Source organism: Mesorhizobium sp. B2-3-7 (assembly GCF_006442695.1).
Classification (GTDB): domain Bacteria; phylum Pseudomonadota; class Alphaproteobacteria; order Rhizobiales; family Rhizobiaceae; genus Mesorhizobium.
In genome coordinates, this window is sequence record NZ_VFVV01000001.1 from 547671 (window position 1) to 571111 (window position 23441).

Genomic DNA, 23441 nt, shown 5'->3' on the forward strand with positions numbered 1-23441 from the left:
GGGATGCTAAATTGGGATCGCCGCTAATATCCACCCAGTTTCAAATTCGGTTAAGCGGCTGTCTCCAATTTGCGCCGCATCACGTATACGCTTAGACAGTTTTGCGACAGTGTCGTCCAACAAATAGAATCTCTCTGAAATCTGGATCGGGATACCTTGTTCATCCAAATTCTTTAACACCTCCGGTCGAAACCATCTGGGCATCTCTGCAGTAAACAGTCCGTAATTTGTATCCTCATGCTTACGTCGCGCAAACATCTCGACCACTGAAAAGAGCTGTGGCAGGCCGTACTCACAGGAACGAAGAAATTTAAATATATTATCTTGATTGGCGTCTCCGCCTTTGTAGTTGTTTGTATACCAAAAAAAGAAGTCTCTAATCGGCCTATATTTCCGCAATTCATGAAGGTAAAATGTAAGTTGCTTGTGTGTGAACACCCCAAAACTCGACGGTTGCCGAACATTACAAATGATCTCACAAACGGCACCGATCTGTTCATAGCTCGGATAACCATGCCAAAATATGTCCGCACCGTTTCGGGCGGCCACATCGACGTGTTGTCGTATAGCGATAGCTTGATCCAGTCCGACTACGGAAGCGATCCGAAGTTCTTCTTGCGTAAGATCCAGCCGTTCCGCAATATCGTCTAATCGGTCAGTTAGCCGCGGGGAGAGATCCTCGTCCGAAATGTGAACAACGAGCTCGTCGGGTGCCTCATCTAGATCTCCAAAGAGAGGAGGCTCAACCTCAACATCCAGACGAGGTGGCGGAGAATTAAACAGAAACACCGAGCCTACAAAATGTTGTCCTAATCGGCCAGCACGGCCTCGAATGTTAGAGAAAGTAAAAAAGTCATAATCCTGTTTATTTATTGTTTTGTCGTATATGAGCACCGATTTAGCTGCGGTATTTACCCCTTCGATGAGGGTCGACGTACAAATAAGTATCGGCAGCCCCCCGTTGTTGAACATTCTTACAAATTGTGACGCAAGGGCTCTTGGTATCCGCCCATGGTGCACGCCAATTCCGGTTGCGAGCGATCGGCTCAATGCCCACCCCATCCCAAAGTTCTTATCAAACCAAGTTGAAATTTCACCACCCTCCCCAATCGCCTCCTCATGCTCAGATAGCTGATCCGCCAGCGAGTTTGCTCGGTCTGGCGACGAGACAAAAACCAGCACCGGCCAATTTCGCTCTTCGAAAGCCTCTTGGGTAAGCCGCTCCTCTTTGTTGTCGACGTCGGCCAAGTCGAACGTATCGACCGCTACGGTGGAAAAACGAGTCTTGAGGAATTCAAACCGCCAGCGACTATCCGTGGAGAAACGAACACCCTCGATATTGGGGCCGAGGAAGAAGAATTGATTCGAACGGCGCAGGAGTTGATAAACAGCGGCATTCAAGGTCATGCTGCGATCGTCTTGCCGGTTCGGGTCAAGTTTGTAAAACTCGTCAACGATAGCAATGTCCAGGCGCCCCAAGTCCTTTCTGTTAATCAACCTCTCCTGTGTCCCCAAAAAAATAACATTGCCTGCCGGTGCCACCTCGGAATGGTACATAACTATCGAGTACTGTTCCGAGAACCGGCTAATTAGGCGTCGTCGAAACTCATCAAGTAACGCTATCGTTGGAAGAACAATTGCAAGTCTCTGGTACCTGCCGGAGGCGATAAGCGCGTCAATCAGTAAACTCTTCCCAAAACTTGTAGGCGCGCTCAGAATCAAATTTTTTCCGGACAGCAGTGTGTTTAGCGCCGCGACCTGCTCGCGATGCAGCGTTATCCCTCCAAGCTCCGGGACGGTCACCGATTCTGCTATTATCTCGTCGCGGGTATCGGCGGCCTCGGTATCGATGTAGTTCCACAAACCCACGGAGCGGGCGAGCGTGCTAAAGATTTCGCGATACGAAAATAGCTCCTTTTTTTCAAGTATTAACTTGGCCAAGCGAGGGACAGAGCCGGTCACGTCCGGGTCGTCAATTTCTCGCTCCTGAATCGCTCCAGCGATCTCTCTAATAAGGGAGAAAACACGGGTCTTAAGTTCATTGCCGCTTAGTAGCTGTATTTCTTCCCAGCCCTGCTGCGTAATCATGTCTGTAGCCCTTTGAGCTTTTTGTCGAACTCATCCAGGAAACGCTTTTTGCTCAACAGAGGAACATAGATCAGGACTACCTTAATCGTAGCGGGCAATGACGAAGACGAGACTTTGCTGGCCAGAGCATCAAGCTCAGCGGAGATAGCCGATCTGTAGGAGTCGTCTAGCTCCGTCGCAGTAGATAGCGCATCGCTATCGGACGCTATGCCGATGACAAACACGGACGAACGCAGAAATTGATCGAGGCTAGTTTGAGATTTAAAAATGTGCAGAATTTCATCGTAGTGAGGGGTACTTCGAGATATCTGCGGTCCAAGTAGTAGCTTTTCATTGGTAAGGAAGCCCTGATCCAGGTGCGCGCGAACTGACGCAATGGCATCTGCGATTGCGGCCATTGAATTCGTGTAAAGTTTCGATTCCCCAAGCCATAACTCGACACCACCGGTAGAAGGGAATCGAGCGTGAACCATATCGAAGGATTTCACCACATCATTCGACGAGTTCTTGTAAAACACTCTCGGTGCTATCGGGATTGTGTCGAAATAATCGCGGCAGATCGCGTGTAAAGCAATTTCACCCGCCTCTCCTCGCTTCTGATACTTAGCACTGGTATATACACGAGCGGCGGCCTGCTGAAGTTTTACATAAATATTTGCATGATTTACGTGGAGTTCGCTCTCGGCTAACGCATAGTCAGGAAGCCATTCAATCAAATGGTTGACGAATGGTTTGCATCTCCATGCCTGCAATTCGAAACCAGCACAGCACGCGCTTCTTTGGGGAATGTCGATATCGTCAAAGACAATTCTCTCAAGAAAGCGCCCCGGCTTGGAACTATAGACATTCACGTAAAACATCCCCCCAGATGGCCAGCGAACGGCCACTTTAGGATATAGCGTTTTAGCTAGGATATTCATCATGAAAATTTGTTCTGATGTTTCCAGGCTTTCTGGCTTGGTTATCGCATCGCTTTAACGAATCGGCAGGCTAAACCCGTGCTTCTGACAACGTGGTGTCAGTGTGGGTACCGCTCGATAGCCGCGAGCTTCCTAACCTTCCTTGCCGGCGAGAGCCCGCTGCGGCAGGCAATGCGGCGGGGCTGGAGGCCAGCGTGCCCTCCTATGTCGGCGACATCACGCGGCGGACGGAGGCATTGGTCATGGTCAGCGAGCCCAGTACTTTTTGCGCTCTGGATTCGGCTCACCGCGCGCGGGGGCGCTTCAATTTCAGGCGTTGGCGCTGCCCCTCATCTGGCTGCCGCCATCTTCTCCCCGTAAACGGGGCGAAGGACGCTGTTGCCACCGCTTTCGCCAATCGCCAGCCCTGCAGAAAGAGCGCCGGCGTCGCGGCCAGCTTTCCTCTCCCCTTGTGGGAGAAGGTGGATCGGCGCGCAGCGCCGAGACGGTTGAGGGGTGTTCCAGCGGAGTGAGGTGATGGTGAATCTGCTTTGATTCGGCGGTTGTCGACGCCCGCGCCAAGCTGGAGCACCCCTCTCCGTCCCGGCTTCGCCGGGCCACCCTGCCGGGGCGAGCCACGGGTCTCGCCCGTCCTTCGGACCCCCGCTTTCGCGGAGCGAGGAAATCAGGTCGGCGCTGGCCTCACCCCTCCAACCAAACCTTCTCGAAATGCTGCTCCAGCGCCTGGTGCTGTTCGCAGCCTTCGACGCCCTTGCGATACGTCCGGTAGACCGAGCGCCAGTAGGGCTGGATGATGATGCCGGAGTCCCGCAAATTCTTCTCGATGCCGGCCATGATCTCCTTGCGCTGGGCGGCGTCGGGGGTGGCGAGCGCCTTATCGAGCAGTTCGTCGAACTCCTTGTTGGCGTAGGCGCTTTCGTTCCAGGCGGCGCCCGATTTATACGCCAGCGCCAGCACCTGGACGCCGAGCGGGCGGCCGAGCCATTCGGTGCAGGAGAAGGGATATTTGCTCCAGTCGTTCCAGAAGGTGGCGGCGGGCAGCACGGTGCGCTTGATCTTGAGGCCGGCCTCGCGCATCTGCGCCGCTATGGCGTCGCCGGTGCTCTTTTGCCATTCGACGTCGACCGAGATGAGGTCGTATTCATGGTCCGCCTTGCCGGATTCGGCGAGCAGCTTCTTCGAGGCGTCCACGTCGCGCTTGGCCGGGCCGATATCGGCATATTCTGGGTGCATGGGGCCGACATGGTGGTTGTCGGCGGGCTTGCCGCGGCCGCCGAGGCCGAGCGCCAGCACGGCCGAGTTGTCGACGGCGAGCTGGGCGGCGCGGCGCACCTTCACATCGTCATAGGGCGGGTTGGCGACGTTGAAGCGGGCGACGATGGTGGAGCCGGTGGCGATCTCGGAATTCTTCAGGCCCATCTGCTCGGTCTGCGAGACGGCATCGGAGGCGGTCTCGTGGTCGGTGTCGATCTCGCCGGATTCGAACGCCGACAGCATGGCGTTGGGGTCGGAGCCGTAATCGATCCACTGGATGCCGTCGAGCCAGAATTCGCCCTTCCACCAGGGCTTGTCCTTGCGCTTCACCTCCGCTCCCGTCTCGGCATCCCACTTCACCAGCTCGCAAGGGCCGGTGGTGATCGAAAGTGCCTTCAGTGGGTCGCCATCGCCCTCATAAGAGCGGTGCATGATCAGCGCGGGATAATCGGCCATGCCGGCGATCAGCGAAATGTCGGGCTTGGGCAGGTTCAGCTTGATCGTGTAGTCGTCGACCTTCTCGATGCCGCCATCGACCACCTTCTTGGTGTCGGCATTGACCAGCGCGCCCATGCGCGCGGCGACCGAATTGCCGGCAACGCCGGCCTCGCACCAGCGGGTGAGGTTGTGGACGACATCGTCGGCGTTGAAGGCGTCGCCGTTCGACCAGGTGATGCCCTTGCGCACATGCAGCGTGAGCGTCTTGGCGTCGTCGCTCATCTCCCATTTTTCGAGCAGCCAGGGCTCGAACGAGAAGTCGGTGTTCCAGCGCACGAGGTATTCGTTGCAATGGCGCGCGACATTGGACATTTCAACGCCGTCGAAGGTGCGCGGGTCCTTGAAACCCTTGACGTTCATGGCGACGCGCAGCACGCCGCCCTTCTTGGGCTCCGCCGCGCGGGCGGGCGTGGGCGCCAGCCCGCCCAGGGCAAAAGCGCCGGCGGCGCTGACGCCGAGCCCGGCCATCAGCGCCAGATATTCGCGCCGGTTGATGGCGCCGCTCCTGAAATCCTCGGCGACGGGTTTGGCTTTCGGGTGCAGTTTCCTGTCGGTCAGCATGAATTTCATCGTCGTTCCCTCTTGTTGGGCGCCCGGCCGACCGCGTGCGCGGGGGCGGATGCGGCTCGCCGGACGCCATTGCCTGAGGGATGATAGGGCGAGCTTACGCAGCGGAGTGTTCTGGAATCCGCAGGACTTGTGCGCTGCTCCGCAGGAGGTTCGCATGAAGGGGGCGCGCGAAGGCCTTCACCTTCGTTATCCACGGGCCTGCGCGGCGTCGCTGCGCTCCTTGCTTCGCCCGTGGATGACGAGGTCACCCCCAGATCATCAGCGCGGCCAGCCCGACGATGCCGACCACCAGCCGCCACCAGCCGAACAGCGCATAGCCCTTGCGCGAGACGTAATCGAGCAGCAGGCGCACCACGAGCAGCGCGGTGACGAAGGCGGCGACGAAGCCGACGGCGATGATCGGCAGGTCGGCCGACGTCAGCACGTTGCGGTTCTTGAACAGGTCGAAGGCGAAGGCGCCGACCATGGTGGGGATGGCGAGGAAGAAGGAAAATTCCGCCGCCGCCCGCTTGTCGACGCCAAGCAGCAGCGCGCCGACGATGGTCGATCCCGAGCGTGAGGTGCCGGGGATCAGCGACAGGCACTGGAACAGCCCGATCTGCAGGTAAAGCCGCGTCGGGAAGCGTTCGACGTCGCGGTACATAGGCTTGAGCTTCATGCGGTCGACGGCGAGCAGCACCACGCCGCCGATGATCAGCATGATGCAGATCAGCCGCGGCGATTCGAACAGGATGGTCTTGATGAAATCATGCGCCAGCGCTCCGATGACGGCCGCCGGCAGGAAGGCGATGAGGATGCCGATGACGAAATGCCGCGTCAGCCGGTCATGCGGCAGGTCGAGCAGCATCTGCCACAAGCGCCGGAAATAGACGCTCAGAATGGCCAGGATGGCGCCGAGCTGGATCAGGATCTCGAAGGCCTTGCCCGTCGAGTGGAAGCCGAGAAAGTGGCCGGCGAGCAGGATATGCCCGGTCGAGGACACCGGAATGAACTCGGTCAATCCCTCCAGCAGACCGAGCAGCAGGGCTTCGACGATTGTCTGGCTTTCCATTGGCTACCTCGGCATTCGCTGGATGGGCTGACAGGGCTTGCTTGTCATGGCGCCGAACTCCCCCTATAGGTCGCAACACCCTGACGGCCCGCTTACCGGGCGGCCAAGACTTACCGGTGCGCCCGGCGATTCGCCAGTGTGGCAATCCGGAATTCGCCATACCCGGGAGGAGCGCGATGCGCGAATTCCGGATTCTGAGCCACACTGCCAACTTCAAGTTCTGGTGTGGTTTGAATTTGAAGTTCCTGAACGCGGATGCCGTTGAGGGGACAGGAACTTCAAATCCAAACCACCAGTGCGCTTTATCATCGCGGAACCATGCTGACGCTTTTCCATCATCCCATGTTCGCCTCCTGCCGGTTCGTGCGCCTCGCTTTCGGCGAGTATGGCGAGGAGCTGGCGCTGATCGAGGAGAAGCCGTGGACGCGGCGCAAGGAGTTCTTGGCGCTGAACCCGGCCGGCACGCTGCCGATCCTTTTGGCCGAGGGCGACGTGCCGATCGTCGGCGCCACGGTCATCTCGGAATATCTCGACGAGACGCGCGGCGTCCTGAAGCGCGACAAGCGCCTGTTCGCCGAGGACCCGATGCAGCGCGCCGAGATCCGCCGGCTGACCGACTGGTATCTCCACAAGGCCGAGAGCGAGGTCACCCGGCATCTGGTGCGCGAGCGCGTGCTGAAGCCGGTCATGCCGGAAACCGCCGGCGGCGGCTCGCCCGATTCGGCCGCCATCCGCGCGGCGCGGGCCAACATCCGCCAGCACATGAAATACACCAACTGGCTCGCCGGCACCCGCCACTGGCTGGCCGGCTCGAGGGTCACCTATGCCGACCTCGCCGCCGCCGCCACCCTGTCTGTGCTCGACTATCTCGGCGAGATCGACTGGCGCGAGCACACCGCCGCACGCGAATGGTACACGCGGGTCAAGTCGCGGCCTTCGTTCCGGCCGCTCTTGACCGACCGCGTGCGCGGCCTGTCGCCGGTGTCGCATTATGCGGACCTCGACTTCTGACGCCGCAAAACTGCGCGCTCTGATCGACGCGCAGGCGCGGCGCGCCGGTTTCGAGGCGGTCGCCGTCACCACCCCCGATGCGATCCCGCTGGCGCCGGCCCGGCTCGCCGCCTTCGTCGCGGACGGGTTCCACGGCTCCATGGGCTGGATCGCCGAGACGCTGCAACGCCGCAGCGAGCCGTCAAGCCTGTGGCCGCAGGTGCGTTCGATCGTCGTGCTGGCGATGAATTACGGGCCGGACCACGATCCGCGTGACCTGTTGGCCAGGCGCGACCGGGGCGCGATCTCGGTCTATGCGCAAAACCGCGACTATCACGATGTGATGAAGGGCCGGCTGAAGGAAATCGCCGGCAAGATCGTGGCGCGGGCGGGAGGCGACGTCAAAGTCTTCGTCGATACCGCGCCCGTCATGGAAAAGCCGCTGGCCGAGGCCGCCGGGCTCGGCTGGCAAGGCAAGCACACCAACCTGGTCAGCCGGCAGCACGGTTCCTGGCTGTTCCTCGGCACCATTTTCACAACCGCCGAACTGGTCCCCGACATGCCGGAGGAGGACCATTGCGGCTCCTGCCGCGCCTGCCTCGACGCCTGCCCGACCGGCGCCTTCCCGGCGCCCTACCGGCTCGATGCGCGGCGCTGCATCTCCTATCTCACCATCGAGAACAAGGAGCCGATCCCGCATGAATTCCGCGAGGCGATCGGCAACCGCATCTATGGCTGCGACGACTGTCTCGCCGCCTGCCCATGGAACAAGTTCGCCAAGGTGGCGTCCGAGGCCAAGCTCGCCGCGCGCGAGGACCTGCGCGAGCCGACCTTGGCCGATCTTCTGCGGCTGGACGACGCGGCGTTTCGCGCCTTCTTTTCCGGCTCGCCGGTCAAGCGCATCGGCCGCGACCGCTTTGTCCGCAACGTGCTGATCGCCGCCGGCAATTCCCGCGATGCCGCGCTTGCCGGCGCGGTGCGCGCCTTGCTCGCCGACGCCTCGCCGCTGGTGCGGGGCGCGGCAATATGGGCGCTGGCGCGGCTGGTGCCCGAGGCCGAATATGCCGAACGCGCCGCGACCGGCCTGGAAACCGAGAGCGACGCGGCCGTGCGTGAGGAATGGGCGCGGCCGGTTCCAGCCAGGGCGCCTGCATGAGTGAAAAGCGGATATTCATCTTCGGCGCCGGCTATTCGGGCAAGGCTTTTGCGCGCACCAACAGGGAGTCCGCCACGACGGTCGGCGGCACGACGCGCTCCGTGGAAAAATTCGAGGCGCTCCGCCAGGCCGGCATCGCGCCGCTGCTGTTCGATGGCGCGCTGACCGGCGAAATCGGCGATGCGCTGGCGACAACAACCCATCTGGTGATCTCGATCGCGCCCGAGGAGGCCGGCGATCCCGTGCTGAATGCCGCCCGCGAGGCGATCGTGCGGATGCCCGCGCTCGAATGGATCGGCTATCTCTCCACCGTCGGTGTCTATGGCGACCATGGCGGCGCCTGGGTCGACGAGACGGCGCAATGCCGGCCGGTGTCGAAACGCTCGGCGATGCGGGTGGCGGCCGAGCAGGATTGGCTGCGGCTTGGCCGCGAGATCGGCCGGCCGGTGGCGGTGCTGCGGCTCTCCGGCATCTACGGCCCCGGCCGCAACGCCCTGGTCAACCTGGAAAACGGCACCGCGCGGCGGCTGGTCAAGCCCGGCCAGGTGTTCAACCGCATCCACTGCGACGATATAGCCGGCGCGCTGTGGCATCTCGTCGGGGGCAACACAGCCGGCATCTTCAACGTCACCGACGATGAGCCGGCGCCGCCGCAGGACGTCGTGGCGTATGCCGCCGCGCTGATGGGCATCACACCGCCGCCTGAAATTCCCTTCGAGGCCGCCCAACTTTCGCCCATGGCGCGGTCCTTCTATGGCGAGAACAAGCGCGTCGCCAACGCGGCGCTCAAGGCGGCGGGCTACCGGTTCCGCTTCCCGGACTACCGCGCCGCCTTCGACCATATGTGGGCAAGTGGCGACTGGCGCGACGGCGCGCCGCGCAGCCCGATGAAGCGCTGACGCATGCCGTGACACGGTTTCGGGCCGGAATGCGTCGGAAAAGAAAACAGGGCGGTTGACCGGTTTGTGAAAAACGGAACCGCTCCGGCGATCGAAGCAACGTCCATTGCGTGCTATGATTCGGGCTTGGGTTTGCGGCGGGGGTTCATGGAGACAGCGATGCGGCTCGGCAAGCGTTCACAGCTGGCGGCTTTTGGCCTGCTCGCCCTCACAAGTCTCGCCGTGCGGCCGGCAATGGCCGAGGAACGGGCAAAGGACCTCTTCGGCGCCGAGAAACTGCCGGCTGCGACCGCCCCGCAATCCTTCGGCTTCTACTCCAAGGGCTGCTTTGCCGGCGGCGTCGCCATCCCCATGGACGGCCCGACCTGGCAGGTGATGCGGCCGTCGCGCAATCGCCGCTGGGGCCATCCGGCGATGATCGCGCTGGTCGAGAAACTGTCGCGCGATGCCGTCGCCGACGGCTGGCCGGGCCTTTTGATCGGCGACATCGCGCAGCCGCGCGGCGGCCCGATGCTGACGGGCCATGCCTCGCACCAGATCGGGCTCGATGCCGACATCTGGCTGACGCCGATGCCCAGCCGGCCGTTGTCGATGGCGCGGCGCGAGACGATGAGCGCGACCTTGATGGTCGACGAAAAGACGCATCTGGTGAAGGACGCGCTGTGGACGTCGGCGCATACGCGGCTTTTGAAGCGCGCGGCGAGCTATCCCGAGGTCGAGCGCATCCTGGTCAATCCCGGCATCAAGAAGAAGCTCTGCGACACCGTCAGGGGCGACCGCTCCTGGCTGCGCAAGATCAGGCCGTTCTGGGGCCACGACTATCATTTCCACATGCGCATCGGCTGCCAGCCGGGCTCGCCCAACTGCAAGGCGCAGGAAGCGACCCCTGCCGACGACGGCTGCGGCAAGCCGCTGGCCTGGTGGTTCACGCAGGAACCGTGGCGGCCCAACAAGAACCCGGATGCGCCCAAGGCGCGCGACCTGATGACCATGGCGAACCTGCCGAGAGAATGCCGCGCCGTGCTCGACGCGCCCGGGCCGGCTTCGGTCGAGGCCGCCACCTATCACGGCGGCGCCGTACCGGTCGCGGTCGCCGCGCCCGAACCCGAGGCGCCGTCGCTGCCCGCCACCGCGGCCAGCGGCACGGCCGGCCTGCCGGGCATGGTGAACGCCTTCACCGCGACGCCCGAGATCGGCGTACCGGTGCCGCGGCCACGGCCGGGAAACTGACCGCGTCAGTTGACGCCCCGGCGCTTCGCCGCCGTTCATTCGTCACCCCGCGAGCAGGAGGGCCGGCATTGCAAACGCAGGATATAGGCCTTCGCCGCGTCGTCCGGTGGGTGGCCCTTCTGAACCTGGGCTACTTCATCGTCGAGTTCGCCGTGGCATCTGCGATCGGCTCCGTGTCGCTGTTCGCGGACAGCGTCGATTTCCTGGAAGATGCCTCGCTCAATTTGCTTATTCTCGTTGCCCTTGGCTGGGGCGCACGCAGCCGCGCAAGGGTCGGCATGGCTCTGGCGGCGATTCTTCTGGTGCCTGCCTTGGCAACGCTCTGGACGGCTTGGGTCAAGTTCAACCTGCCGGTCGCGCCGTCGCCGCTGCCGCTGTCGCTTGCGGGCGCCGGGGCTTTGGCCGTGAACCTGTCTTGCGCGTTCATGCTGGCGCGCTTCCGCCATCACGGCGGCAGCCTGACAAAGGCCGCGTTCCTCTCCGCGCGGAACGACGCCTTTGCCAACGTCGCCATAATCGCCGCGGGCCTTCTCACCGCGGTGATCTGGCATTCTGCGTGGCCCGACCTGATTGTCGGCCTGGGAATTGCCGCCATGAACGCCGATGCGGCCCGCGAGGTCTGGTCCGCTGCCCGCGAGGAGCACAAGGCGGCAGCCTAGTCGCGGCCGTTCGACTTCATAAATCGGTCGTGCGCACCATCGGTTTCGAAAACCGTTTCCCTTTTCAAACTCATGCGCTAGTCAACGGGAGAACGGCAATGGGCCGTCGGGCGCCGGGGACGGACGAGAAAGCATGCCAAACACAGGCGACGACGACACGGCGCTGCGGTTCCCGATCCTGATCGGCGACATCGGCGGCACCAATGCGCGCTTCTCGGTCGTGCTCGACGCCAATTCGGAAGCCGGCGAGCCGGCGATCGTCCAGACCGCCAGCTACAACACAATCGACGAGGCGATCCAAGCGGCGGTGCTCGACCGCTCCTCGGTCCGCCCCAATTCGGCGGTGCTGGCGGTGGCCGGCCCGGTCGACGGCGACGAGATCGAGCTCACCAATTGCCCGTGGATCGTCAAGCCCCGGCAGATGTTCGCCAGCCTCGGCCTCAGCGACATCGTCGTGCTCAACGATTTCGAGGCGCAGGCGCTGGCCGTCGTGGCGCTCGGCGAAGAGCACATGGAAAAGATCGGCGGCGGCGCGCCGGAGCCCAATGCAGGCCGCGTGGTGCTCGGTCCCGGAACCGGGCTCGGCGTCGCCGGGCTGGTGCACGCGCTGCGCCACTGGATCCCGGTGCCCGGCGAGGGCGGCCATATGGACATCGGCCCGCGTTCTAGCAGGGATTTCGAGGTTTTCCCGCACATCGAGAAGATCGAGGGCCGCATTTCGGGCGAGCAGATCCTGTGCGGACGCGGTCTGGTCAACGTCTACCGGGCGGTAGCCAAGGCGGACGGCAAGCCGTCGCCCTTCACCACGCCGGCCGAGATCACCGCAGCGGCACTTGCCAGGACCGATCCGGTTGCGCAGGAAGCGCTGGAGATCTTCGTCACCTGCCTTGGGCGCACCGCCGGCGATCTCGCCTTGGTGTTCATGAGCCGTGGCGGCGTCTTTCTCACCGGCGGCATCGCGCAGAAGATCGTGCCGGCGCTGAAACAGGGCAATTTCCGCGCCGCCTTCGAGGACAAGGCCCCGCACAGCGAACTGATGCGCACCATGCCCGTCTATGTCATCACCCATCCGCTGGCGGCCCTTCTGGGCCTCGCCGCCTACGCCAGGAACCCTTCGCTGTTCGGTGTGCAGACCGCGGGCCGCCGCTGGCAGGCCTAGGCTGGGTCGCATGACGGACCAGGCGTCCGTCCGGTCCCGCGACGAAGTTAATCAGCCGCAGGCATAGGCAAGCCGGCCGCTTGGCGCTAAGAGGGGCGCCAGAAGGGATGCCGTGTGCAGCCCGTCCCACCAAGCGGAAACCACGAAGCGCTCCCGATTTGACACTCCAGGCTCCACATAAGCAGAAAGCCACCCCTGGCGAGGTCTGGGCGGTGCTGCGCCGCATCATCGCCGAGAACGGCCGCGACTATTTGTGGTCCTACATCTTTGCCGGGGCCTGCCTGCTGGCGGTGTCCGCCACGACCGCTTTCACCGCCTGGATCATGAGCCCGGTCGTCAACCAGATCTTCTATGAGCGGCGCGGCGATCTGATCGTGTGGATTTGCGCCGGCGTCATGGGCGCCTTTCTCGTGCGCGGTTTCGCCGGCTACGGCCAGGCGGTGACGCTGGCGACCGTCGGCAACAATCTGGTTGCGCGCTACCAGCGCCGCATCTTCGATCACCTGATGAAGCTCGGCGTCGGTTTCTTCAACGACACGAGATCGGGCCGGCTGGCGGCGCAGGTCAACGAGAACGTCAACGGCATTCGCGACCTGCTGTCGATGACGCTGACGTCGATCGCGCGCGACGGGGTGACGCTGTTCGGGCTGCTCGGCGTCATGATCTACCAGGATCCGGTCCTGTCGCTCAGCTCGCTGGTGATCGGGCCGCCGCTCATCTACACCGTTGTCTACCTGATGCGCCGGGTGCGCCGCATCACCCGCGAATCGGTGCAGATCAACTCCCGGCTGATCGGCGCCATGCAGGAAGCCACGCAAGGCATCGCCATCGTCAAGGCCTTCACCATGGAGGACGAGCTATCGCGACGCATCAGCCAGCTCGCCAACAGCGCCGAGCACCGCGGCAACAAGATCGCCCGGGTTTCGGAACGGCTGTCGCCGATTTCCGACATGCTGGCCGGTCTCGCCGTCACCGGCGTCATCGCCTATTCCGGCTATCGTGCGCTCGTCCTCGGGCAGCCGCCGGGCGCCGTCTTCTCCTTCATCACCGCGCTGATGCTGGCCTACGACCCGGCAAGGCGGCTGGCGCGCATGCAGGTCGGCATGGAGCGCGCTTTGGTCAATGCGCGCATGATCTACGAAATCCTCGATCTCGAGCCGCAGCAGGGCGATGCGCCGGGAGCCGCCGAGGCCAATTTCACCACGGGCGAAGTGCGGTTCAACAATGTGAGCTTCCGCTATGTCGAGGAGGCACCGGTCCTGCAGGACCTCAGTTTCGTCGCCGCCGCCGGCAAGATGACGGCCATCGTCGGCGCCTCCGGCGCCGGCAAGACGACGCTGGTGGCGCTGCTGCAGCGTTTCTACGACGTCGAGTCGGGCACGATCGAGATCGACGGCCAGGACATTTCCAAGATCACCAAGCAATCGCTGCGCAGCTCCATCGCCTATGTTTCGCAGCAGCCCTATCTGTTCGAAGGCACCATCCGCGATAACATCCGCTATGGCCGGCTCTCCGCCACAGATGCCGAGATCGAGCAGGCCGCGCGACTGGCCCAGGCCGACGGCTTCATCCGCCAGCAGCCGCTGGGCTACGACACGCCCGTCGGCGAAAACGGCGCGTCGCTGTCGGGCGGCCAGCGCCAGCGTGTGTCGATCGCCCGCGCCATCGTCCGCCAGGCGCCGATCCTGCTGCTCGACGAGGCGACCTCGGCGCTTGACAATGAGGCGGAAGCCAAGGTCCAGGAAGCGCTGACCCACGTCATGGAGGGGCGCACCACCATCGTCATCGCCCACCGGCTGTCGACGGTGGTCAATGCCGACCACATCATCGTGCTGGAACAGGGCCATCTGGTCGAACAGGGCACCCATGCCTCGCTGATGGCCGACCCGCACAGCGTCTATTCCCGCTTCCACCGGGTGCAGGGCAGGAAGGGCCTGGGGCTTGTCGATGACGGCGCGCCGATCCAAACTCCGGCGCCAGGGCCGACGCAACCTATCGAGACGCAGGGCATCGCCGGGAGCGCGAGATGAGTGAAACGCCGACAGCCGACAGACCCGCGGGCGATATGGGCCTGGTGGTGGTGGGCGCCGCCGGCCGCATGGGCCAGACGCTGATCCGCGCCATCCACACAATGCCGGGCGCACGCGTCGCCGGCGCGATCGAGCGGCAAGGATCGCCCTATCTCGGCAAGGATGCGGGCGAGCTTGCCGGCATCGGCATCATCAATGTGCCGATATCGGACGATCCGCTGCCGGCCTTCGCCGGGGCGGACGGCGTGCTCGATTTCACCGCCCCGGCTGCGACCGTCGAATTCGCCGGCTATGCGGCGCAGGCGCGCATCGTCCATGTCATCGGCACGACCGGCTGCTCGGTCGACGACAATGCCAGGATCGCCGCCGCGGCGCGCCATGCGACGATCGTCAAGTCGGGCAATATGAGCCTCGGCGTCAATCTCCTGGCGGTGCTGGTCGAACAGGCCGCGCGCGCCCTCGACGCCGGGGATTTCGACATCGAGATCCTCGAAATGCATCACAGGCACAAGGTCGACGCGCCGTCCGGCACCGCTCTGCTGCTGGGCGAAGCCGCCGCCGCGGGGCGTGGCGTGCCGCTTGCCGGCAACGATGTGCGCGTCCGCGACGGCCACACCGGCGTGCGCAAGCCGGGCTCGATAGGCTTCGCAACCCTGCGCGGCGGCTCGGTGGTCGGCGACCACAGCGTGATCCTGGCCGGCACCGGCGAACGTATCACGCTGGCCCACCATGCCGAGGACCGCACCATCTTCGCCCGCGGCGCCGTCAAGGCAGCCCTGTGGGCGCATGGCAGGAAGCCCGGCCTTTACTCGATGCGGGACGTGCTCGGGCTTGCCTGAAACGACCCCGGACCATCTTCATCCACATGCAATTCCGGACAGAAAACCGCTTCCCACTTCTGCTGGAATTGCTCAGATCCCAGAGGAGCAAAAATGTCGAGAACCCTCGTGCTCGTGCGCCATGGCCAGAGCGAATGGAATTTGAAGAACCTGTTCACCGGCTGGCGTGACGTCGACCTGACCGAACAGGGCCACGCCGAGGCCAAGGCAGCCGGGCAGAAGCTCAAGGCACGCGGCCTGAAGTTCGACATCGCCTTCACCTCGGCGCTGGTCCGGGCGCAAAAAACCTGCCAGCACATTCTTGACGCCGTCGGCCAGAGCGACCTGGAAACCGTCCGCGACCAGGCGCTGAACGAGCGCGACTATGGCGACCTCTCCGGCCTCAACAAGGACGACGCGCGCAAGAAATGGGGCGAGGAGCAGGTGCATGTCTGGCGCCGCTCCTACGACGTGCCGCCCCCCGGTGGCGAAAGCCTGAAGGACACCGGCGCCCGCGTCTGGCCTTATTACCTGCACGACCTCCAGCCGCATGTGCTGCGCGGCGGCACGGTCCTGGTCGCCGCCCACGGAAATTCGCTGCGTGCGCTGATCATGGCGCTGGACGGCAAGTCGGGCGAGGAGATCGTCAAGCTGGAGCTCGGCACCGGCGTGCCGGTCATCTACACGCTCAACGCCGATTCCACCGTGGCGTCGAAGGAAGTGCTGGAGGGCTGACCGGCAAGCGTCCCGGTCACCAAATTGTCAAAGTCGGCGCCGCCCCCCATTGTCCTGCCGGACATTTCTCCCCGTATAGTGACGGGGAGAAAGGGCTGGCCGCAACGCTGGTGATTGGCGAAACCGTTGATGAAAGCGCCCCTCTCCCCGTCACTATACGGGGAGAGGATGCCGGCAGGCAGGTGAGGGGCGGCGCCAACGCCCGAAACTGAGCCGGCGCGCGGCAGCCCTCGAAAAAAAACCGCGTTGACACACACCGCTCGCCCGCTTATTGAGCCCGCACCAGCCCAGATGGCGGAATTGGTAGACGCGCACGGTTCAGGTCCGTGTTCCGCAAGGAGTGGAGGTTCGAGTCCTCTTCTGGGCACCAAATTCCCGTCTCTGAACCGTTCGACGGTTCAGAGACTCGCAGAAAAAGCCCGGCTCGTCCGGGCTTTTTTGTTGCCTGTGCGACCGATCGCCTGGTCATTCCCGCCGACAGAAAGCCGCAGGGATTTGCCCGACATCATGCGCACGCCCGGCGGGAAACGTGCGCTGTCGATGACCGTGCCCTTATCGCACGGACCCTGTCACCGTCCGGTCGACGGCGGGAACGGATTTGCGGTCGTTGCCGGCAAGTGCGGCGATGATCAGCAGGCTGGCGACGACCGGGACGAACAGGACCGCCACGCGGGCTTGCACGTAAAGAATGGCGCGCCATTCATTGCGCTTGTCAGGGCTGTCGCTCATCATACACTCTCTGTCATGCCCCTCCCGGGCGCTGACATAGCGACGAACGGTTAAACAACCCCTTCCGAAATCGTTAATCGGCGGGAATTGCGCTGGTTCAGTTCAATCCGATCCGCTTTGCGCCTTGCCGGAACAATGCCTCCGCGTCCGCCTCGAAACGGAACGTGCCGATGAAATCGTCGGCGCGGTAGTCCGGCAGCGCCTTGCGAAGGGCGGCGGCGAAATTGCGTGCCTCGTCGAGCCGCCCGGCCAGCGCCAGGCAGTGTGCTGCGATCGCCAGGATGATGGCATGGGCATTGGGCCGCGCCGCCGCCTTCAGCGCCCATTCTGCCGCTTCCTCGAACTGGCCGAGCCGCACATGCGACATGGCGCGCGCGCCCAGCATGCCGAACAGCAGCGGGTCGAAAGGGCTGAGATGGCGCGAATGGTCGGAAGAGCCGATCGCCGCCTGCGGATCGCCTGACTGCGAGTGGACGAAGGACAGCGCATAGTGGCCGAGCGCGAAATTGGGGCTGAGCTCCACTGCCCGTTCCAATTCGAAGAGCGATCCGTCCTGTTCGCCGCGCAGCCACAGCGCCCGGCCCATCGCCCAGTGCGCGGCAGGGTTCTGTTCGTCAACCAGGAGACTGTGCCCCGCTGTCTCGTAGGCTAGCGCGCTTTCGTGGTCGCGGTCGCCCCAGCGCTGGAAAGCGCTTTGCCAATGGGTGAAGGACAGGCCGGCATGGGCGCGGGCGAAGGTCGGGTCGAGCGCCGTCGCCACGCTGAAGAAATGCTGCGCCAACTCGTTTTCCGGCTGGGTGAAGCGATACATGTGCCAGAGGCCGCGGTGATAGGCCTCCCAGGCGTTGAGCGAGTTGGGCGCCTTCAGCATGGCGCGGTTGCGCTCGACCGTCTCGATCTCGGCCGAGATAGACGAGACGATCGCGTTGCCGATATCGTCGAGCACGCCGAAGAGATCGTCGGCCCGGCGCTCGAAGCTCTCGGCCCAGACGATCCTGGCCGTGCGAACCTCGATGAGCTCGACGGCGATGATGACGCGGCCGGCCACGGTGCCCACCGTGCCGGTGGCGACATAGTCCACATTCAGCTGCCGCCCCGCTTCCTGCGGCGCGATGTTTTTCTCGGCGAGCGCGAAGACCGAGCCGCGCGCGATGACGAAGAAATCCCTGAGCTTGGCCAGACGCGTGATGATGTCATGGGTCAGGCCGTCGGCGATCCCGCCGCGCGTGCCGCAAGGGCCGGCAGTCTCGACGAACGGCATCACCGCCAGCGAGGCGTGGCTGGGCTCCACGCCCGCCGGAGCGGGCGACGGCGGCGATGCCGCGATGCCGGCGGGCTGCGCCGCAAGCCGATCTACCGCCGGCCGATCTACCGACGGCCGATCCGACGGCCGATCTTCCGCTGGCCGATCTTCCGCTGGCTTGTCGCGCAGCGCCTGCCAAGCCGCGCGCACCGGTCCGAAGTCGAGCCCTTCCGATTGGAACAATTGCGCCGTCGCCGTCAGGTGCTGCTCGGCCGCGCCGATGGCGCCGCGCCCGGCCAGATGCGTGAGCAGCGCCAGATGCGCGCGGCCGTCGAACGGCGCCAGCTCCACCCATCGGTCAAGACCGGCTGCTGCCGCCTCCGAACCGGGCGGAACCGCCGCGACAAGGTGCTCCAGCACGGCGGCGTGAGACGACTGGAAGCGGCGGCGCTGCGCGATCAGCCAACTCTCGAAAAACGGACTGCGGTCGAGCTCCAGACCGTCGAGAAAGTCGCCGGCGAACAGCTCCGACAGCGATCGCAGGCGCTCCGCGTCGAGGGAGGCGATCCCTTGCGCGGCGGCGGCGCTAACCTCCAGCGCGTCGACGAAACAGCCGTCGAGGCGCAATGCGACCGTGTCGTCCTGTGTCTCGACCCGACGGTGCCCCGGCTCGTCGAGGACGGTGCGAAGCTTGCTGAGGCACCAACGCAACTCGCCCCTGGGGTCGTTCGGAACATCCCACAAGAGCTCGCACAGCCGAGCGCGTCCCACCGGATGCGGCGCCAGCGCCAGATAGGCAAGCAGCGCGCGCAGCTTGCGCGATGCCGGCAATTCGGCCCGCACGCCATCGCGCACGACCGCGAACGGCCCGAGCAGGCGCACGGCAAGAGCGGGCTTGCCGCGATCCAGGCTCGGTCGAGCGGATTCCACGTGCATTTCCACGCTTGCTCCCACGCTTCCTCCCACGTTGGCCGGTCGGCCCTCGTTTATCACCGAACACGGCATGAACGCACCCGGTTGCGAGTTGCGCGCCGGGATGCGGGCAGCCGCATTGCCGGCACGTCGAGCGACCCTAGCGCGGCAAGGTCTCGAAACCTCGCCGCCCAAGCCGCCGGTTTGTAACCGGCCCGTGACCGCAAGGTACCAACACAGACGAGGAGACAGATATGTTGCAGCAAGCAAGAATCAGAACCACGGCCGGCCGCGGCCGCCTGTTCGACAGCATTTTGGACACGGTCGGCGACACGCCGGTCATCCGCATCAACAATCTTGGCCCGGCCCACGCGACGATCTACGTCAAGGCCGAGTTCTTCAACCCGGCTGCCTCGGTGAAGGACCGGCTGGCGCTCAACATCATCGAGGAGGGCGAGCGCAGCGGCGCGTTGAAGCCGGGCCAGACCATCGTCGAGGCGACCAGCGGCAACACCGGCATCGGGCTCGCCATGGTCTGCGCGCAGAAAGCCTATCCGCTGGTCGTCACCATGGCCGACAGTTTTTCCGTCGAGCGCCGCAAGCTGATGCGCATGCTGGGTGCCAAGGTGGTGCTGACGCCGCGCGCCGAAAAGGGGTTCGGCATGTACAAGAAGGCCGTGGAGCTGGCCGAGGCCAATGGCTGGTTCCTGGCGCGACAGTTCGAAACCAGGGCCAACGCCGCCATCCACGAGGCGACGACGGCGCGCGAGATCATCAATGATTTCGCCGGCTCGCGGCTCGATTGCTTCGTCACCGGCTACGGCACTGGCGGCACCGTGGTCGGCGTGGCGCGCGTGCTGCGCCGTGAGCGGCCGGATGTCCGTATCATCCTGTCCGAGCCGGCCAACGCCCAGCTCATCGGCAGCGGCAAGGCGCAGCAGCGCGGTGTCGACGGGGCGCCCGCCGCCAGCCACCCGGCCTTCGAGCCGCATCCGATCCAGGGCTGGACGCCTGATTTCATCCCCAACGTGCTGCAGGAAGCGGTCGATGCCGGTCTCTATGACGAGGTGATGCCGATCGCCGGGCCCGAGGGCATCAAATGGGCCAAGGCGTTGGCGCAGAAGGAAGGCATCTTCACCGGCATTTCCGGCGGCGCCACCTTCGCCGTGGCGCGGCAGGTCGCCGAGAAGGCGCCGGCCGGATCGGTGATCCTGTGCATGCTGCCCGACACAGGCGAACGCTACATGACGACGCCGCTGTTCGACGGCATCGATGCCGAGATGGACGCCGACGAGACGGCGCTGTCGCGCTCGACGCCCGGCTGCCAGTTCCCGGCGACTTGACGGGAGGCTGTCATGGACGTCGCGCAGGAAACCCCTGGCACTGTGGCCGAGGAGACGCTTGACCCCCTGGACTGGGCCGATGTGCAGGCCCTGTCGCACCGGGTCATCGACGATGCCGTCGACTATCTGCGCGACGTGCGCGACCGTCCGGTCTGGCGGGAGGTGCCGGCTGACGTGAGGGAGGTCTTCGCCGCACCCCTGCCGCGAACGCCGGCGCGGCTGGCCGCCGTCTATGGCGAGGTCTCCCGCACCGTGATGTCATACCCGATGGGCAACATCCATCCTCGCTTCTGGGCCTGGTACATGGGCTCGAGCAACTTCACCGGCGCGCTCGGCGATTTCCTGGCGGCGATCCAGGGTTCCAACCTCGGCGGCGGCAACCATGCCGCCGGGCTGATGGACTGCCAGGTCGTCAACTGGTGCAAGCAAATGCTGGGGTTTCCCGTCTCGGCCAGCGGCACGCTGGTCAGCGGCGGTTCGATGGCCAACATGATCGGGCTGACGGTGGCGCGTAACGTCAAGGCCGGCATCGACGTGCGCGAGCATGGCGTTGCCGCCATCGAGAAGCCCCTGCGCTATTATGGCTCGGACCAGCTCCATTCCTGTCACCGCAAGGCCATGGAGGCGCTCGGCCTCGGCAACCGGGCCTTGCGGCGAATACCGACCGATGCCGGGCTGCGCATCGACATCGCTGCCTTGCGGGCGGCAATTGCCGAGGACCGCCAGGCGGGCTTCAAACCGGCCTGCGTCATCGGCAATGCCGGCACCGTCAACACCGGAGCGATCGACGACCTGCGGGCGCTTGCCAAGCTGGCGCATGAGGAAGAGCTCTGGTTCCATGTCGATGGCTGCATCGGCGCCCTGGTCGCCATCGCTCCGCAGAACGCCCATCGCGTCGCCGGCATCGAATGGGCCGATTCGATCGCGCTCGATCCGCACAAATGGCTGCACGCGCCGTTCGAGGCCGGCTGCGCCCTGGTCAGGGACGCCCTCGCGCATCGCCGTACCTTCGCCGTGACGCCCGAATATCTGGAATCGACGCCGCGTGGTCTCGCCTCCGGCGAATGGCTGCACGACTATGGTTTGCAGACGTCGCGCGGCTTTCGCGCGCTCAAAGTATGGATGGCGCTGAAGGAGCATGGCATCGACAAATTCGGCCGCCTGATCGACCAGAACATCGCGCAAGCGGCCTATCTCGCCGGACTGATCGAGGACGAGCCGTCGCTGGTGCTGATGGCGCCGACCACGATCAACATCGTCTGCTTCCGGCATCGGCTTGCCGGGGCGTCCGGCGAGGAGCTTAAGCGGTTCAACACTGAGATCATGCTGCGTTTGCAGGAACAAGGCATTGCGGCACTGTCGGACACGACGGTGCAAGGCCAGCATTGCCTGCGCGTGGCGATCACCAACCACCGGACCCGGCGCGACGATCTTCACCTGCTGGTGCGGGAAACGCTGCGGCTGGGACGCCAGATCGCGGCGGAGGCGGCTTCCTAGTTCGCGGCGGCCATGCCAGTCTGCTGGCATGATTCGAAAGGTCCAATCGTGACGCTCTTTCGCGCGGCCACACTCGCGGCATTGGTCTTCGCCACCTCGGCCGGGGCGGCCGACATGGCTTTCTTCGTCAAGAACCAGCGCGGGCAGGCCGTTGCGGTCGAACTGTTCAGCCGCGACCGCGAAACGGTCTGGCCGGGCGACGACAAGGTGTTCCTGATCGATCCCGGCTCACGCAAATCGGTGCCGATTTCGTGCAATGAGGGCGAACGCATCTGCTACGGCGCGTGGGTCAACGGCAACGACGCCGTCTCGGCCGGCGTCGGCCCGGACAACGACCGGCCCTGCGACGATTGCTGTTTCATCTGCGTGCACCATTCGACCGAGACCGTCGACCTGGTCGAGTAGCGCCAATCTCCCCAAAATTAGTCCGGGATTGTCGCGGTCGACCCCTTTAGCGATCGCTCGCCCCGTGCAATGCCCGCAAGGCGGCCGGGTGGGCCGTTTATTTTTGGGGGATACCATGTTCTACGCCTATGCGCGCCGCTCGCTGGCCGCGCTGTCTCTTGCCATGCTGCTGGTGCCGTCGGCCCATGCCGGCGACGTCACCTTCGCCATCAAGAACAGCCATCCCAATGCCATGCGCCTCGAGCTCTACAGCCAGGACCGCGACTATGTGTGGCCGGGCAACGGCAAGGATTTCTACCTCGATGACGGCGAGACCAGGCAACTGCCGGTCTCTTGCGACGAGGGCGAATCGATCTGCTACGGCGCCTGGGTCGACGGCGACGAAGGCACCTATTGGGGCGTCGGCCCCGGCGACAAGGAAAAATGCGACGATTGCTGCTATACCTGCAGCGGCGGCGAGACCGAGGAGATCGAACTGGTTCCCTGACCGGCTTGCCAGCTTGACGCTTTTCCTGCCTGGGGCATAGCCTGCAAGAACAGCACCCAAAGCACGCCGCATCCAGGCGGCGTGCGTCAGGCAACAGGAGCAAGGCGATGGCAGGTCCGGTCGAGGGCGAGAAGATAGACGTCGGCTTTGCCGGCCGGCGCTGCATCCATTCGCGCAATTGCGTGCTGGGCGATCCGCATGTCTTCGTGCCGAACGCGCCGGGAGAGTGGATCCATCCCGACGCGGCCAGCGTCGAGAAGATCGTCGCCATTGCCGAAAGCTGCCCGTCAGGCGCCATTACCTATGTCAGGAAGGATGGCGGGCCGCAGGAAAGGCCGCCGGTGGTCAACACCGTGCGCATCAGGGAAAACGGCCCGCTGGCCGTCCACGCCGAGATTATGCTCGACGGCGAGACGTTACACCGCGCCACGCTCTGCCGCTGCGGCGCGTCGCAGAACAAGCCGTTCTGCGACGGCAGCCACAACAAATCAGGGTTTGCCGCCACCGGCGAGCCGGCGCTGAAGGACACGCCGGCGCTGGACGCGCGCGACGGGCCACTCAAGGTTACGCCGACGAAAGACGGGCCGCTCAAGCTCGAAGGCAATGTCGAAATCGTCACCGGCACCGGCCACACGGTCGACCGCACGCAACGCGCCTTCCTATGCCGCTGCGGCCATTCGGCGAACAAGCCGTATTGCGATGGGTCGCATAAAAAGGTTGGGTTCGTGGGGTAGGTTGACCCTGCCATTGAAGCTGCCAATCTCCCCC

At 64.2% G+C, this 23441-nt stretch carries 20 protein-coding genes and 1 tRNA gene; 15 read left to right on the plus strand and 6 right to left on the minus strand.

The window, feature by feature from the left end; all coding sequences use genetic code 11:
* Positions 1–6 precede the first annotated feature (6 nt).
* From FJ940_RS02805 to FJ940_RS02820, 4 genes are all read right to left on the minus strand, one after another.
* Positions 7–2088: a DEAD/DEAH box helicase gene (locus FJ940_RS02805; RefSeq protein WP_140655155.1), complete on the minus strand. Its 2082-nt coding sequence runs from the start codon at positions 2086–2088 to the stop codon at positions 7–9.
* Entirely contained in the window at positions 2085–3011 is a 927-nt protein-coding gene (locus FJ940_RS02810; protein WP_140655157.1) for a DUF1837 domain-containing protein, read from the minus strand. Before FJ940_RS02810 ends, FJ940_RS02805 begins: the two co-directional genes overlap by 4 nt.
* 678 nt (positions 3012–3689) lie before the next feature.
* The gene (locus tag FJ940_RS02815; RefSeq protein WP_140655160.1) at positions 3690–5330 is read right to left on the minus strand and encodes an ABC transporter substrate-binding protein; all 1641 of its coding nucleotides are present in this window, start codon (positions 5328–5330) and stop codon (positions 3690–3692) included.
* Between the two features lie 244 nt (positions 5331–5574).
* The gene (locus tag FJ940_RS02820) at positions 5575–6381 is read right to left on the minus strand and encodes an undecaprenyl-diphosphate phosphatase (protein ID WP_140491714.1); all 807 of its coding nucleotides are present in this window, start codon (positions 6379–6381) and stop codon (positions 5575–5577) included.
* 318 nt (positions 6382–6699) lie between these two features.
* On the opposite strand from FJ940_RS02820, the gene FJ940_RS02825 reads away from it, so the two are divergent.
* The 10 genes from FJ940_RS02825 (at position 6700) to FJ940_RS02875 (ending at position 16427) form a co-directional block, all read left to right on the plus strand.
* A complete protein-coding gene (locus FJ940_RS02825) occupies positions 6700–7392 on the plus strand; it encodes a glutathione S-transferase family protein (RefSeq protein WP_140491712.1) in 693 nt (230 codons plus the stop codon).
* Positions 7373–8527, plus strand: coding sequence for a tRNA epoxyqueuosine(34) reductase QueG (queG, locus tag FJ940_RS02830; RefSeq protein WP_140655163.1), 1155 nt, complete (start codon positions 7373–7375; stop codon positions 8525–8527). The genes FJ940_RS02825 and queG overlap by 20 nt, the downstream gene beginning before the upstream one ends.
* Positions 8524–9426 carry an SDR family oxidoreductase gene (locus FJ940_RS02835; protein ID WP_140655165.1) on the plus strand — a complete coding sequence of 301 codons (903 nt, stop codon included), beginning with the start codon at positions 8524–8526 and terminating at the stop codon, positions 9424–9426. Before queG ends, FJ940_RS02835 begins: the two co-directional genes overlap by 4 nt.
* A gap of 147 nt (positions 9427–9573) precedes the next feature.
* Positions 9574–10656, plus strand: a complete 1083-nt coding sequence (gene mepA / locus FJ940_RS02840; protein WP_140559123.1) for a penicillin-insensitive murein endopeptidase — start codon at positions 9574–9576, stop codon at positions 10654–10656.
* A gap of 68 nt (positions 10657–10724) precedes the next feature.
* Positions 10725–11315 (plus strand): cation transporter, encoded by a 591-nt coding sequence (locus FJ940_RS02845; RefSeq protein WP_140524360.1) that lies wholly within the window; start codon positions 10725–10727, stop codon positions 11313–11315.
* 133 nt (positions 11316–11448) lie between these two features.
* The gene (locus FJ940_RS02850) at positions 11449–12474 is read left to right on the plus strand and encodes a glucokinase (RefSeq protein WP_140524358.1); all 1026 of its coding nucleotides are present in this window, start codon (positions 11449–11451) and stop codon (positions 12472–12474) included.
* Between the two features lie 107 nt (positions 12475–12581).
* A complete protein-coding gene (locus FJ940_RS02855; protein WP_140524356.1) occupies positions 12582–14504 on the plus strand; it encodes an ABC transporter ATP-binding protein in 1923 nt (640 codons plus the stop codon).
* Positions 14501–15343, plus strand: coding sequence for a 4-hydroxy-tetrahydrodipicolinate reductase (gene dapB / locus FJ940_RS02860; RefSeq protein ID WP_140554689.1), 843 nt, complete (start codon positions 14501–14503; stop codon positions 15341–15343). Before FJ940_RS02855 ends, dapB begins: the two co-directional genes overlap by 4 nt.
* A gap of 93 nt (positions 15344–15436) precedes the next feature.
* Positions 15437–16057, plus strand: coding sequence for a 2,3-bisphosphoglycerate-dependent phosphoglycerate mutase (locus FJ940_RS02865; protein WP_140491695.1), 621 nt, complete (start codon positions 15437–15439; stop codon positions 16055–16057).
* A 285-nt stretch (positions 16058–16342) separates the two neighbouring features.
* Positions 16343–16427, plus strand: a tRNA-Leu gene (locus FJ940_RS02875).
* Between the two features lie 182 nt (positions 16428–16609).
* Here FJ940_RS02875 and FJ940_RS02880 read toward each other — a convergent pair.
* A complete protein-coding gene (locus FJ940_RS02880) occupies positions 16610–16786 on the minus strand; it encodes a hypothetical protein (RefSeq protein ID WP_181165187.1) in 177 nt (58 codons plus the stop codon).
* Between the two features lie 97 nt (positions 16787–16883).
* The gene (locus FJ940_RS02885) at positions 16884–18965 is read right to left on the minus strand and encodes a transcriptional regulator (RefSeq protein ID WP_140655395.1); all 2082 of its coding nucleotides are present in this window, start codon (positions 18963–18965) and stop codon (positions 16884–16886) included.
* A 230-nt stretch (positions 18966–19195) separates the two neighbouring features.
* Here FJ940_RS02885 and FJ940_RS02890 point away from each other — a divergent pair, with 230 nt between their 5' ends.
* The 5 genes from FJ940_RS02890 (at position 19196) to FJ940_RS02910 (ending at position 23407) form a co-directional block, all read left to right on the plus strand.
* A complete protein-coding gene (locus FJ940_RS02890) occupies positions 19196–20284 on the plus strand; it encodes a pyridoxal-phosphate dependent enzyme (protein WP_140628504.1) in 1089 nt (362 codons plus the stop codon).
* Between the two features lie 12 nt (positions 20285–20296).
* Positions 20297–21781 (plus strand): aspartate aminotransferase family protein, encoded by a 1485-nt coding sequence (locus FJ940_RS02895; RefSeq protein ID WP_140655168.1) that lies wholly within the window; start codon positions 20297–20299, stop codon positions 21779–21781.
* 48 nt (positions 21782–21829) lie between these two features.
* A complete protein-coding gene (locus tag FJ940_RS02900; protein ID WP_140514173.1) occupies positions 21830–22186 on the plus strand; it encodes a hypothetical protein in 357 nt (118 codons plus the stop codon).
* Positions 22187–22301: 115 nt separating this feature from the next.
* On the plus strand, positions 22302–22673 hold the full coding sequence (locus FJ940_RS02905; protein WP_140491675.1) for a hypothetical protein: 372 nt from the start codon (positions 22302–22304) through the stop codon (positions 22671–22673).
* A gap of 107 nt (positions 22674–22780) precedes the next feature.
* Positions 22781–23407 carry a CDGSH iron-sulfur domain-containing protein gene (locus FJ940_RS02910; RefSeq protein ID WP_140491673.1) on the plus strand — a complete coding sequence of 209 codons (627 nt, stop codon included), beginning with the start codon at positions 22781–22783 and terminating at the stop codon, positions 23405–23407.
* Positions 23408–23441 lie beyond the last annotated feature (34 nt).